Annotated in this window: 13 protein-coding genes; 2 read left to right on the top strand and 11 right to left on the bottom strand. The window is 54.2% G+C overall.

Going from position 1 to position 12725, the window contains the following annotated elements; genetic code table 11:
- Nucleotides 1–96: 96 nt before the first annotated feature.
- The 3 genes from QMQ05_RS08010 to QMQ05_RS08000 are packed head-to-tail and all read right to left on the bottom strand — an operon-like array spanning nucleotide 97 to nucleotide 3033.
- Nucleotides 97–1152 (bottom strand): tRNA (adenine-N1)-methyltransferase, encoded by a 1056-nt coding sequence (locus QMQ05_RS08010; protein ID WP_345474478.1) that lies wholly within the window; start codon nucleotides 1150–1152, stop codon nucleotides 97–99.
- A gap of 43 nt (nucleotides 1153–1195) precedes the next feature.
- Complete coding sequence (locus tag QMQ05_RS08005; RefSeq protein ID WP_345474476.1) at nucleotides 1196–2323, bottom strand: site-2 protease family protein; 1128 nt, start codon at nucleotides 2321–2323, stop codon at nucleotides 1196–1198.
- Nucleotides 2320–3033 (bottom strand): HAD family hydrolase, encoded by a 714-nt coding sequence (locus tag QMQ05_RS08000; protein ID WP_345474474.1) that lies wholly within the window; start codon nucleotides 3031–3033, stop codon nucleotides 2320–2322. Before QMQ05_RS08000 ends, QMQ05_RS08005 begins: the two co-directional genes overlap by 4 nt.
- An 82-nt stretch (nucleotides 3034–3115) precedes the next feature.
- Here QMQ05_RS08000 and QMQ05_RS07995 point away from each other — a divergent pair, with 82 nt between their 5' ends.
- Nucleotides 3116–4024, top strand: coding sequence for a proteasome assembly chaperone family protein (locus QMQ05_RS07995; RefSeq protein WP_345474472.1), 909 nt, complete (start codon nucleotides 3116–3118; stop codon nucleotides 4022–4024).
- A 44-nt stretch (nucleotides 4025–4068) separates the two neighbouring features.
- On the opposite strand, the gene mshC is transcribed toward QMQ05_RS07995, so the two are convergent.
- The 3 genes from mshC to QMQ05_RS07980 form a co-directional block, all read right to left on the bottom strand.
- Nucleotides 4069–5331 carry a cysteine--1-D-myo-inosityl 2-amino-2-deoxy-alpha-D-glucopyranoside ligase gene (gene mshC, locus QMQ05_RS07990; RefSeq protein WP_345474470.1) on the bottom strand — a complete coding sequence of 421 codons (1263 nt, stop codon included), beginning with the start codon at nucleotides 5329–5331 and terminating at the stop codon, nucleotides 4069–4071.
- A gap of 128 nt (nucleotides 5332–5459) precedes the next feature.
- On the bottom strand, nucleotides 5460–6284 hold the full coding sequence (locus QMQ05_RS07985) for an undecaprenyl-diphosphate phosphatase (protein WP_334121510.1): 825 nt from the start codon (nucleotides 6282–6284) through the stop codon (nucleotides 5460–5462).
- A 78-nt stretch (nucleotides 6285–6362) separates the two neighbouring features.
- On the bottom strand, nucleotides 6363–6572 hold the full coding sequence (locus QMQ05_RS07980; protein ID WP_058254284.1) for a hypothetical protein: 210 nt from the start codon (nucleotides 6570–6572) through the stop codon (nucleotides 6363–6365).
- 43 nt (nucleotides 6573–6615) lie between these two features.
- On the opposite strand from QMQ05_RS07980, the gene QMQ05_RS07975 reads away from it, so the two are divergent.
- Entirely contained in the window at nucleotides 6616–6846 is a 231-nt protein-coding gene (locus QMQ05_RS07975) for a DUF5703 family protein (RefSeq protein WP_345474466.1), read from the top strand.
- Between the two features lie 17 nt (nucleotides 6847–6863).
- Here QMQ05_RS07975 and QMQ05_RS07970 read toward each other — a convergent pair whose 3' ends face one another.
- The 5 genes from QMQ05_RS07970 to QMQ05_RS07950 form a co-directional block, all read right to left on the bottom strand.
- A complete protein-coding gene (locus tag QMQ05_RS07970) occupies nucleotides 6864–8006 on the bottom strand; it encodes an acyl-CoA dehydrogenase family protein (protein ID WP_345474464.1) in 1143 nt (380 codons plus the stop codon).
- A 41-nt stretch (nucleotides 8007–8047) separates the two neighbouring features.
- A complete protein-coding gene (locus tag QMQ05_RS07965; protein WP_345474462.1) occupies nucleotides 8048–9358 on the bottom strand; it encodes a M20/M25/M40 family metallo-hydrolase in 1311 nt (436 codons plus the stop codon).
- Nucleotides 9359–9446: 88 nt separating this feature from the next.
- Nucleotides 9447–10418, bottom strand: coding sequence for a TAXI family TRAP transporter solute-binding subunit (locus tag QMQ05_RS07960; RefSeq protein ID WP_345474680.1), 972 nt, complete (start codon nucleotides 10416–10418; stop codon nucleotides 9447–9449).
- Nucleotides 10411–11844 (bottom strand): sensor histidine kinase, encoded by a 1434-nt coding sequence (locus tag QMQ05_RS07955; RefSeq protein ID WP_345474460.1) that lies wholly within the window; start codon nucleotides 11842–11844, stop codon nucleotides 10411–10413. Before QMQ05_RS07955 ends, QMQ05_RS07960 begins: the two co-directional genes overlap by 8 nt.
- Complete coding sequence (locus tag QMQ05_RS07950) at nucleotides 11841–12509, bottom strand: response regulator transcription factor (RefSeq protein ID WP_345474458.1); 669 nt, start codon at nucleotides 12507–12509, stop codon at nucleotides 11841–11843. Before QMQ05_RS07950 ends, QMQ05_RS07955 begins: the two co-directional genes overlap by 4 nt.
- Between the last annotated feature and the right edge of the window lie 216 nt (nucleotides 12510–12725).

The raw sequence follows: 12725 nt of genomic DNA, 5'->3' as shown, positions 1-12725 counted from the left end.
CCCATCCTAAGAACTTCAGGCCCCGCGTGCAGAACACCCGGGGCCCGAAGTCACATATTGAGACGCTACATCTCAGTATATGGATAATTTATCAACTTAGTCTTCTGAGTCAGTCTCAGAATCTTGCGCGTCACGCACGCGTACGGCCTGGTGCGCATCACGTGCAGCTCGACGTAGCTTCTTATCAGAAATACCACGTTCGCCCAGCGCCTCTGCGGTCCATTCTTCTTCATCGTGATCTTTAGTCCACGCGCTCAAGTCTTCAGCAGAGTAAGAGTGATCCTTGATGCGCTTGGCCTTAGGGATGCCATCAGCAGAATCAGCGAGTCGGCGGCAAGTAATCAAGAAGGCGGTGTGGGCCACCATGCGGTGGTCTGGACGCACTGCCAAACCATCTACGTGCCAACCGCGAACCAGGGTTTCGAAGCACTCAGGTTCGGTGAACTGGCCGGAGGCGCGAATAGCTTCGACGACGCGTGACATCTGGGTCACCGAGGAAACGTAGTTGGTCCACACTCCACCTGGTGCCAGTACCGTTGCCACCGCGTCCAAGCACTCCCATGGGCTAAGCATATCGAGGACAACTCGATCTACACTGCCTGGCTCCTCCAACTCAACAACCTTGTCTTGGAAATCCCCAATGGAGATCTGCCATGAAGGGTGGTCCCCGCCGAACACGGTGGAAACATTGCCTCGAGCAATGTCAGCAAACTCTTCACGACGTTCAAAGGAATGCAGGAATCCTCCATCGCCTACAGCACGAAGCAGTGAGATCGACAAAGCGCCAGAACCTACGCCTGCTTCAACGACGCGGGCACCTGGGAAGATGTCGCCAAACTGAACAATCTGAGCTGCATCTTTGGGATACACCACGGTGGCGCCACGTGGCATCGAAAGCACAAAATCTTTAGCCAGCGGGCGAAGAGCCTGATAACGGAAGCCATCGATATTCTCGATGACTGAGCCTTCAGGCAGTCCAATGATGGCCTCGTGAGGCAGGACTCCCTTATGCGTGTGGAACTCCCCACCGTTTTGCAGGGTAATGGTGTTGATACGATGCTTTTCGTCGGTCAACTGTACGCGGTCGCCTACGCGGAATGGTCCGCGGCGGGCAGCCGCACCGTGGGGTGCCGGGATCTTGGCTTCGCTCACTGGTGTGATCCTTTTCTTAATGCTCTATACCGTCTTTGAAAGTTTACTTGCGTCGTCCGGTCACGGCGTTGACGATATCCTGCTGATGCAGCAGACCAACCACATGCCCTTGCCCACTAATCACGGCGTATTCAGCCGAACTCACGGTAACGAGGTAGTCGATCAGTGCCCGCCCATCTGAGTCTTCGGCCACGATTGCGCCCTGTCCCAACGCCCTGGCTACGGCCAAGGCGGGAACTTCGGTGGCCTGCGCAGGATTAACCCGTGAAATTGCTTGGGCGTCAACGACGCCCACTGGCATTCCCTTAGCGTCAACAAGAATGATTTCACCACCACGTTGGTTCAACCGGGCGAAAACATCGGCCACAGTGACCTGGGACAGCATGGCAGAAGCAGGCTTCATCAGATCTGAAGCAATCACGGTTGGTAGGTTAAGCATCATCTTTGAGTGGGCAATCAACCCAGTGGTGGCTTGCCACATAAACATCGCCACCATCAAACCCACCACTGCCGTGATGATTTGGACTTCTTGACCCCGCAAATAAGGGTAAATAACGAAGAAGAATACAACGCCCACGGCGATGACGCGGCCTACCCAGCTAGAAGCAATAGTGCCTTTGAACTGGGAGCCGGTGGCCTTCCAAACAATTGATTCGACCAGTCGGCCACCATCTAGCGGCAGTCCGGGCAACGCGTTAAACGCACCGAGCAACAGGTTGGCGTATACGAAGAAGTCAAGGAGCAACTTCGAATAAATACCTGGCTCAAGGTTCTGAATAACGAGCCAGCCCACACCGGCAAGCACAAAATTGGATACCGGACCAGCCAAGGCAACCCACAGCGAGGCACCAGGCTTGGCTTTAAACGATCCAAATTGGGTGTGACCGCCCATGAGTGTAAGCACGATATGCGCGTCGGGCCATTTGAAAGCGCGAGCTGTCATGGCGTGAGCGACTTCGTGGACGAGTACAGCTATAGCGATCGCCACCGCGCAGGCAAAGCCCAAAACATATGCGCCCAGACCCGGAATCCACTGACTACGGGAAAGCTGCAGTCCCATGGAAACGGTGATCACGGCCGTGATGATGAACCACGAGCTCGAGAGATAAACCGGAACTCCGCCGATACGACCTAGTTTAATTCCGGGGGATTTTTCTGAAGTTTCGCTCACGCGCTAACCTGCACCAACCATCGAGTCATTTCTTGAACGTCCACGCCATCGAGGCTTGCTATTCGACGCCAATTTCCCTCACCAGGGTCCGTGGCGTTGGGTACGAGCACTGCGTGCAATCCAGCTGCTGAAGCTGAAGCGATTCCCGGCACCGAATCTTCGAATCCAATGCACTTTTGTGCGCTGAGTTCATTACCAGCAGCGTCTTCTAACAAACGCAAGCCGGTGAGATACGGTTCTGGGTCCGGTTTGCCGTTGGCTACTTCTTCACCGGTGACTGAAACCTGGAACGTGCCGGCAGGCAATTGATCCAAAAACTCGTTGACGATGCTGCGCTCTGACATCGTCACCAGTGCCTGCGGAATGTTCGCTGCTTTGCAGGCGGCTAACAATTCACGAGCACCCGGTCGCCAAGGGATTTCCTTGCGTAGCCCGGCTACCACCTGAGTGCTCAGTAGGTCGATGATTTCACGCACCGGCAATTGCACGCCGGCTTCTTGTAAAACACGGGCTGAATTAGGTAGCGCGCTACCGACTAAGGCTAGGCCTTGCTCTTCAGTCCAGGTTCCACCATGGGAGGCGACCAGTTCAGCCTCGGCGACCAGCCAATAGGGCTCGGTGTCGATCAGCGTGCCGTCCATATCCCAGAGGACCGCTTGCGGTGATCTGGCGTCTGGACCGGAGTCAAAGTCAAAACTGGTGCTTGGCATGAGTCCATTCTAGATGGAAGAGTGGGGCTAAGCCGCTTCGGCAAGCCACGTCCATGGCGAGAACGCTGCATAGGAGTTTTCGATGAACAAGGATTTCCACACCCCAACGCTAGATAGTTACATCGCTGGGACCGAGCATGAGATTCGCCCCACTATTGTTCTGGCAGCCTTCGAAGGGTGGAATGACGCCGGCTCTGCGGCATCGGGTGCGCTAAGACTGGTCCTCGAAGAAAACACCTTTGCGCATGTTGCGACCATCGGGCTTGATGACTTTTACGATTATCAGTTCTCTCGGCCCAAGACTCGCCGCACCGCCCAGGGCCGGGTGGTTGATTGGCCACGCACCGAAATCTATAAGCTGGCGTTGCCACATGCCTCAGCGGACCTACTGGTGGTCCTCGGGCTTGAACCGACTTTCAAATGGCAGTCCTTCTGCGCACAGATCATTGAGGTAGCCCGTAAACATAACGCACAAGCCGTACTCACTTTGGGAGCACTCCAGGCGGATGTGCCTCATACACGACCTGTCCCCACCTCACTATCCAGTGACGATGCCAGGCTTCAAGAACACTTCAAAATCGAGACCTCGGACTATGATGGCCCGTCCGGTATCCCCTCGATTCTTGGCGTCGAGTTTGACCGCGCCGGCATTCCCAGCATGGCGCTGTGGGCACAACTTTCCCACTATGTGGCCCAGTCCCCTAGCCCACGGGTCCAACTGGCGCTGATCGAAATGCTCGAAGAGTTACTGCCCATCACCGTCGCAGATCAGCAATTACGCGAAGATGCCCTGGCCTGGAAACACGGTGTGGATGAGCTCTCCGCTGCGGACCCGGATGTAGCCAAGTATGTGAAGCAACTGGAAGAGGCGACAGATACCAGCGACTTGCCTGAGGCCAGTGGCGAATCTATTGCTCGAGAATTTGAACGTTACCTGCGCCGCCGGGGAAAGTTCCGGCAAGACGGGTCAGGGGCCGACTTCGATATTTGAAGTCGACCCCTGAGTCAGTCACTATATTCGTGTGTGGTGAGAGTTTAGAGCTTGAGTCCAAGCAATGCGTCAAAACCATCGCGGAGCACTTGCTCGCCATCACCGCTACCATCAGCGGGCTGTGCGGCCCACAGATCGATTGCGTCCAACGCGCCCGGTGCGTCAAGGTCGTTGGCCATACGCGAGCGAATACTTGCTAGCAAAGCGGTGGCTTCAGCAAGTCCGGTACCTTGTAGACGTTCACGCCACGAGGCTACGCGTTGTTGTGCAAGGTTGAGCAGTTCGTCGGTCCAGAACCAATTAGTGCGGTAGTGCTGGGATAGCAATACAGCGCGAATGGCTACAGGGTCGACTCCTGCGGCGCGAAGCTTAGAGACAAGCACCAAGTTGCCTAAGGACTTGCTCATCTTTTCACCGTCCAGGCCAACCATGCCCGTGTGGACGTAAGTTTGGGCAAGTTCCTGGTGGTCGCTCGCCGCCGCGTGAGCTGCAGAAAATTCGTGGTGCGGGAAGATCAGGTCAGAGCCGCCGCCTTGAACAGTGAAGGGTGCTGGCAAGGTTTTCCGTGCGATCACCGAACACTCAATGTGCCATCCGGGGCGTCCGGTCCCCAGCTTGCCGCCGTCCCAGGATGGTTCGCCTTCTCGGGCTGCTCGCCAAAGTAATGGATCCAGGGCATCACGTTTACCAACACGTTGTGGATCGCCACCACGCTCAGCGAAGAACCCCAGCATGGTCTCGCGGTCATAGTTCGACACCGACCCTAGTTTCCAAGCCTCGTTTTCAGCGGCAAAGGTGTCAAAGTAGATATCGCCTTCTACCCCATCAGCGCCGGCGGGCACACGGTAAGCCAAGTCCGCCTCAAGCAGTTGCTCTACGACGGGTACCAACCAATCGATGGATTCCACAGCACCAATATAATTTTGCGGTGGAATCACGTTCAGTGCTTCCATATCATCGCGGAACAGCTGTACCTGCTGCTCAGCAAGGTCGCGCCAATCCACGCCCGTAGCTTCGGCACGTTCTAGCAGTGGGTCATCAACGTCGGTGATGTTTTGGGTGTAGGTCACGGAACGGCCGTTGTCTAACCAGGTGCGGTGTACCAGATCAAAGGTGACGTAGGTGGAGGCATGCCCCATGTGGGTAGCGTCGTACGGGGTGATCCCGCAGACGTACATGCTGGCGGCTGTATTGGCCGCATCCGCAGGTGCGGTGGCCTGCAGGTTTCCGGTGGCGGTATTAAAAAGTTCCAAAATTGGTGCTGAACCAGCCACCTGAGGTACCTCAGGATTTTTCCACGCGTGCACTGATGTACATCCTTTCGCAGATGCGACGATTTTCTTCCTTTAAGTCCAAGTGAAGCAGGACGAGGTTTATTCCCGTTAACGTCAAGATGTCCGTGAAACGCTTCACGGACATCTTGACAACGTTCAATTTAGGCGTTGATCAGACCAAAGCCCAGAGCAACAAAGAGCACGAGGCCCAGCAAAATACGGTACCAAACGAAGAACCGGTACGAGTGGGTGGATACAAACTTCAAGAACCACCCAACAATCAAGAAACCGACGACGAAGGCGATTGCGGTGGCTACGCCGGTCTGTCCTAGGGTGTACACGCCTGGCTCATCCAAGCTCTTAACAAACTTGTACAGGCCCGAGGCGTAGACGGCGGGGATAGCCAACAAGAAGGAGTAGCGCGCTGCTGCTTCGCGGGTGTATCCCATAAGCAAACCGGCAGTGATCGTACCGCCGGAACGCGATACACCAGGGATGAGGGCCATGGCCTGTGCCAGACCATACAAAATACCGTGCTTGACCGTGAGCTTTTCAAGTCCGCGCTGTTGCTTACCGTAGTGATCGGCTAACGCGAGGAAGAGGCCGAAGACCACCAGGGTGGTCGCCACAATCCACAGCGACCGGAAGTTCGTGTCGATGTAGCTTTCGAGTAAAAGTCCCAAAAACGCAATGGGGATCGAGCCGACAATAATCAGCCAACCCATTTTTGCGTCCGGGTCTGAGTGTGGAATTTTTCCGACGAGGGCTTTAGCCCAAGCGCCAATAATTCTGACAATGTCACGCCAGAAGAACACGATCACCGCAGTCTCGGTTCCGAGCTGGGTGATAGCCGTAAAGGCCGCACCGGGGTCCTGAGCGTTCGGCAAAAGTTCGCCGACGATACGTAGGTGGGCCGAGGACGAGATCGGGAGGAACTCGGTCAGGCCCTGGATCAATCCAAGGAAAGCTGCTTCAAACCAATTCACCCCTTGACATTACTTCACCCTCACCGCGGATCAATGCTCAAAAACACGATTGGGCCAAAAATCACCCCGTGGTCGTACTCACGCATCATCTACCGGTATGGTGAAAGGCAAAAGTTCGGAATACTGGTCATACAGCGCATCTTCATAGTCTTCGAAGGCATCTGCCAGGGCGCCGAAAGCGGCATCCACAGAAGCTTCCGCAGAACCACGGCTTTGCGAAACCACGGACAGGTGCTGCTCCAGTCGGGCAATCAACGTCTGGAGTGCAAAACTTGGATCAGTACTCATGGTCTTAAGCTACAACGCATGCAGTTCTTTAGATAGGGGCAAGATGCTTCAAGAAAGAATCAAACCGCCACTGCACCACCCGGATGAGCAGCGCTTCGAATATCTAGTGATTACCTCCTTCCCCAGCGAACCGGTGCATCTTGCTCGCTCTGCGCTACGTGAACACGCAGACAACGGCAAATGGGAACTGATGCGTACCTGCAGATATGAAGGCGGAGTGTACAAATATTGGCTGCGCCGACGCGTCATGCGAATTCATAGCACCCTACCGTAGAGCGAATGAACCAAATGCTAGAAAGCATCGAGCGGGCCAACAAGCCACGATGCCACGGTGTTGGATGCGGAAGCCGCATTGGAAGGGTGATACCAACTTGCCTGAACATCGCGATAGAGCCTTTCGAACTCAGAACCCCGGAAGTATCCTGAGCCGCCGAGCAGCTGGCCAAGTACCTGCACATTCTCCCGAGCGGTATCCCCGGCAAGAGTTCGGAGGGTAACGAGTTTCGGGAACCAGGCACCCTGATGATCCACTAAAGCATCAATGTCCGCGGCCACCGAGCGTTGAAGCGCATCGAGGGCAATCAGTTTCATTGCGGCCTGCGATAGCAGTCCCCGGGCCCGGACATCTTGGGAGTACTTGGTTCCGTCGTGATGTACCTTCTTATTCAGCGTCTCTTGTCCCAGCGTCACGGCCCTGTCAGCGATGCCCACGTACACGCTGGCGGTCAGCGTGAGGAATGATGCGAAAATCCCGAAGATCAACAGATCAGGGTTCGGTCCAACTGGCAGTCGAGAATGTACCCACTCTTTTGGAGCTACCGCATTAACCAGTTTTGTCGTGTGCGATTGACTGGCTCGCATGCCTAGGGTATTCCAGTCCCCCATTGATTCGATTCCTGGCCCTTTGGCCACAAACCCATGGACCAATTCACCAGTCTCTTCGTCTTTACCAAACACACCAAGCCGGGTAAAGGCAGGTGAAAGTGAGGTGAAGATCTTGACCCCGTTAAAAGTCACCGTGCCGTCGAGTCCCGTACTTGCCGTGGTCTTTGAGTCAAAGAGTACCGAGTCATTACCGGGTTCGGAAATACCGAACGCCATGATCTCACCTTGCGCAACCCAGTCCTCAACCATTTGAAGTCGGTTATCACCCCGAACCTTCAGAATGCTGGCCACCGAGGCCCACACGTGGTGCATATTCACCGCAAGTGCCGTTGCCGGTGCGGCGGTGGCTAGGCGACGTTGAGCTAGCGCAAGTTGTTCTAAATTCCAGCCCAGTCCACCCTGCGATTCTGGGATGAGAGCTTTGAGGTAGCCCGCTGCCACGAGCTCTTCAAAGTCTTCGGTGGCGAAAGAGTTTTCAGCGTCGTACTGTGCAGCTCTCTGGCGAAAACGCTCCAATAATTCGTCTGACAGAACTGACTCAATGCTCACTTTTTACTCCTGATAACAAAGATCGTGGTGTTTCAAAACTATTAGTAACTACGCATAAGATTTTCCAGAACCCTGGCACCGAACTTAATCGCGTCCACCGGGACCCGCTCATCGACTCCGTGGAACATGCCGGTGAAGTCAAGCTCCGCTGGCAGTTGTAGCGGCGCAAAACCGTATCCGGTGATCCCGATGGTGGCAAGCCACTTATTGTCGGTGCCGCCCGAGAGCATATAAGGCAAGACGATCGCTTCAGGATCCTCATCCAGTAGCGACTTAACCATGCGGTCCACTAAAGCGCCAGCAAATGGCACTTCCAAGGAATCCTGTTCGTGAACCATTGACAGTTCTACGCCTTCACCGGCTAACTCGCGTAGCTTCTCCAACGTTACTTCGTGTTCATCGGGCAAGGTGCGGCAATCAATCAATGCCTCTGCTTGACCGGGGATGACGTTGTGTTTGTAGCCAGCTTGTAAGGCAGAAGGATTCGCAGTGTTCTGCAGGGTTGCTCCCACAAATCGCGAAACGTTTCCCATCGCTTCAAGAAGTGGTTGCGGATTTTGTTGATCAAATTCCAAATCCGTCAGCTCGGCAACCTGTTCCAACAGGGACTGCGTCGTTTTGGTATAGGACAGCGGCCATTGGTGTTCCCCGATACGGTGAACGGCTCCTGCCAGCGCGGTTACAGCATTGTTGTTGTTTATTTGCGAGCCGTGCCCCGCCATTCCGCGCGCGGTGAGTTTGAGCCACGCGATACCCTTTTCCGCGGTTTGCAGCATGTAGGCCCGGCGACCATTGATGTCTACGGAGAATCCTCCGACTTCACTAATCGCTTCTTCAGCGCCGGCAAATACTTCGGGATGATTCTCAACCATCCACCCAGCACCATAGTCGCCACCTGCTTCTTCGTCAGCGAAGAAGGCAATAATGAGATCTCGTCGAGGCGAGAGATTCTCCCGACGAAGGTGGCGGATGACTGCGATGATCATGGCATCCATGTTCTTCATGTCCACGGCGCCGCGACCCCAAATCATGCCGTCGATGATTTCGGCGCCAAAAGGGTCAACGCTCCAGTCCTCAGCAATCGCTGGAACGACGTCGAGGTGGCCATGCACAATGAGCGGTGGCAGTGATTTGTCTGTGCCCGGAATTCTTAACACCACGTTCGCTCGACCAGGCGCGGACTCATAGATTTGTGCGTCCAGTCCAACGTCTTCAAACAAACCCACAACGTAGCGAGCGGCTTCTAGTTCACCGGCACCCTTATTTCCTCCAAAATTTGTCGTATCAATACGGATGAGACCGCGGCAGATTTCGATGGCATCATTTTCCATACGTTCAATGGCGGTGGTCATCTAGGCATTACCTTTCGCATCGACAGCTATGGCTTCCACCCTAATAGGCAATTGACAATTCGTCGCTTGCTATTGCGTTCTGTGATTTCTACCCGTGCATTTCGAGATATGCTTCGCGCGCACCTGGATGAAGCGGTTGCCCGGCAGTGCTGATGAGCGTTTCAGGGGTTAAATGCTGAATTCCGGCGCTCGATTTCGGTATGAGTTGTTGAGCTTGAGTAGCAAGGAGCTTGACTACAGCTTTTGCTGTGTCATTAGACAAATCAGCTCTAGCCATTAACAAGTTACTGACACCGATCGTGTCAATAGCGGGCACTCCGGGGTAGGTATTGTTTGGAATAACCACTCGATCATAAAGATTGGGGTAGGTCTCGCGTAGTTTCGGAAGCACTTCAGAAATATCGAGAAGTTTCAGTTCCAATTCTTCGGCAAGCTCGGTCAAAGGGCGCACGGGCATACCCCCGAACAAAAAGAGCGCGTCGATCTCGCCTCGTCGTAGCGCTTTGATTCCCGCGGTGTAGCCAAGAATGTGCTCTTGGGGTGCTTGCTGATGATCTTTGAGTCCGGCAGCTCGTAGAATTCTTTGACCTGTCACCCATGTACCAGAGCCTGCAGCACCGGTCCCAATAGAGCGGCCAGGGAAATCACTGAGGGATCTAATGTCACTGTCTGCTCTGAGGATGCAATGAAAATAATTCTGATAGACACGTCCCAAAGCTTGGATGTTGCCTTGTTGTGGTGTTTGAGAACGAAATTCAGCCACGGTGTCGGCAAGAGCTAACGCTAGTTGAGCATCGCCTGCCACAAGCAATTCAAGGTTCTGCGCGCTAGCTTCCGTTTTGAGCGCTTCGGAATGCTCAGCAATTGAACTACTGACCAAGGCCGAAGATAAGAGTTGCGCAAATTCGTAGTACATTCCACCTTCTTCACCCGAGGCAACGTCAAGATGAAGTTCACTGGCACCAGAAGTACAAGCACTCACGAAGGGTACCGTCATGATCACTGGGGCTGAAACCAGAACTTTGAGTACTGTGCGTCGTTGCAAGGCGCTATTACTCATGGTCAGTCCCCTTTGGCGTTTGGGCGCGCGGTAATCTGATGATGACTTTGAGTCCAGCATCCCCATTGGATCCCACGATGAGCTGTCCAGAGTTGGCGCGCGCTAACCTATCGACAATTGCCAGCCCTAATCCAGTCCCTGGAGTTCCCCTGACGCTTTCAGCTCTCCAAAAACGTTCCCCTGCGCGTTCAAGTTCTGCCTTACCCAAACCCGGGCCTTGGTCACAGATCACGATGTCATTGGTGGTGGGTGACGTATGTACAGCCAGCTTAATCTCGGTTCCGGGAGCGTACTTTAGGGCATTCTCCAAAAGTTCAGAGACCATTTGTTGCAGGTCAAATTCATGGCACCAGACCACGTCCTCTGACGCTGACGTTGAATCTGCTTCAAAGGTCAGAGTATTCCCTGTTTTCTGGGCCATGGCCGACTGGCGTTCAATTTCTTCGGCGAGGATTTGAAAAGCACTTGTTGGCTTTTCAGGATGCGCCACTTCAGTATCAGTCTTGTCGGACTTCTGCTCAGTCAATCGATGCTCTGCACTAGCTAATCGCAGCACACCGTCTAATAGCATTTCTAAGCGAGCCAATTCATTTTCAACTGCATGCAATCCTGCGAGGCTTGCCTCATCAGTAAGTCGCATTCTCAGCAGATCCACGCGTAATCTCAGCGCCGCCACTGGATTGCGGAGTTGGTGGGAAGTCTCGGCAATGAGCTCTTGTTGCTGTTGACGACTTGTAGCCATCGTTTGAGCCATGGAGCTGACAGATCGGGACAAAGCTCGCAGCTCTGGAGGTCCCTGCTCAACCAGCGGAATGGGCTGGTGCATTTGAGTAAGCAACTGAACCGAGTCATCCAGTCGATGTAGCGGTCGAAGTACCCACGTCGCCAGCCGGTCAGCCAACAGAAGGAAAATGAATCCAATACTCAGCGTCAACACGAGGATGAATGCCGAGGCTTGAAGCACCCGAGCCCTCGCCGGTTCAAGATTCACTTGCATGGTCACTGATCCAAGCACCTGAGCTGAGTTGCCAAATGGACGCGATATCAATGCCACCGTTTCAGTCAAAGGACTGATCTCGGGGATTTCCGTGCGATCAAGGTTCAGCGCAGCGGCTCCCACTATTTCTTTTACTGCGGCATCATCAGCTCGAATATCGCCTGATATAAGTTGCCGGTCATCAACAACGATCAAGAGTCCCTCGTTATACAGCTGAGAATACGTATCCATCTCAAGCTGTAACATTTCCAGGTCATCGTTACCGGATGCATGGGAAGCAACTTGGACAAACCTGTTCAGTGAGGAAAGGCGGTTTACCTGAACGTCTGCCGTGGCATCACTGCTGACGCTTTGCATCAGCACGGAACTGACAAGTACCACGATCACCAGTAGCAGTGAGCCAAGAACCGCTAAGACTCTGATTCTCACGAAGATGGCGCTTCAAGTCGATATCCGACGCCACGAACGTTAACGATCATTCCGGGGCTTGCGAGTTTCGCACGAAGTCCGGTCAGATGCACGTCCAAGGAACGCGACACCGCGAGGAAAGCATCTCCCCACAGCTGGTCGAGTATTTGTTCACGGGTCACCACTGATCCTGCGTGTCGCGCGAGCAATGACAATAGTTCAAATTCTTTAGCGGTGAGCGCCAACGGTCGACCGTTCAACACGGCTTCGCGCTTATCCAGGTTGATCGACAGGCAGCCTGCGCTAATTTGATTCTTGTCCGTGGGGCTACCCAGATTGGCCCGCCTAGTAACTGCTTCGATCTTTGCCAACAAGACCGTCAGACCGATCGGTTTCACCAGATAGTCGTCCGCCCCTTGGCGCAATCCACGCACAACACTTCGTTCATCATCTCTAGCGCTGAGAATGACCACCGGAACGTCACTGACTTGCCGCAGCTTTCGAAGAACTTCCAGTCCATCCATATCAGGTAGGCCAAGATCTAATAGGATCAGCTCGGCATCATGGTGGCGAAGAAGCGCATCGGATCCCCGACTAGCGTGAGTTGTCTCATGGCCCACAGCACTCACCGCGTCAATGAGAGCCCCCGCCACTGCCTGGTCGTCCTCGACGATCAAAAGCTGCACGGCACCGTCCTTGGTGTTCTGGTTGGGCGCGTCGCCCGTGATAACAGTGCCATCCTAACAATTTTCCACGGGTCACTTTGTGGTTACGGCCCCTAGTCCTAAGAAAGTGTTAGTAGTTCCCGTTTGGTTTGCAAGTAATCTAAATCACTACCACCATTGAAGACGATCTCACATGCTTGTGGCTTACATCACCGTAGATGTGACCCAAGCTCACCG

This window comes from Glutamicibacter sp. B1 (assembly GCF_039602135.1).
Lineage (GTDB): Bacteria > Actinomycetota > Actinomycetes > Actinomycetales > Micrococcaceae > Glutamicibacter > Glutamicibacter ectropisis.
Note: the sequence above shows the minus strand (reverse complement) of the source record. Positions and strands in the feature narration are given on the sequence as shown.

Excerpts from the sequence above, each read along its gene's own strand:
- QMQ05_RS07960 (WP_345474680.1), bottom strand. The coding sequence starts at position 10,418 with ATGAGTAATAGCGCCTTGCAACGACGCACAGTACTCAAAGTTCTGGTT.
- QMQ05_RS07965 (WP_345474462.1), bottom strand. The coding sequence starts at position 9,358 with ATGACCACCGCCATTGAACGTATGGAAAATGATGCCATCGAAATCTGC.
- QMQ05_RS08000 (WP_345474474.1), bottom strand. The coding sequence starts at position 3,033 with ATGCCAAGCACCAGTTTTGACTTTGACTCCGGTCCAGACGCCAGATCA.
- QMQ05_RS07995 (WP_345474472.1), top strand. The coding sequence starts at position 3,116 with ATGAACAAGGATTTCCACACCCCAACGCTAGATAGTTACATCGCTGGG.
- QMQ05_RS07980 (WP_058254284.1), bottom strand. The coding sequence starts at position 6,572 with ATGAGTACTGATCCAAGTTTTGCACTCCAGACGTTGATTGCCCGACTG.
- QMQ05_RS07975 (WP_345474466.1), top strand. The coding sequence starts at position 6,616 with ATGCTTCAAGAAAGAATCAAACCGCCACTGCACCACCCGGATGAGCAG.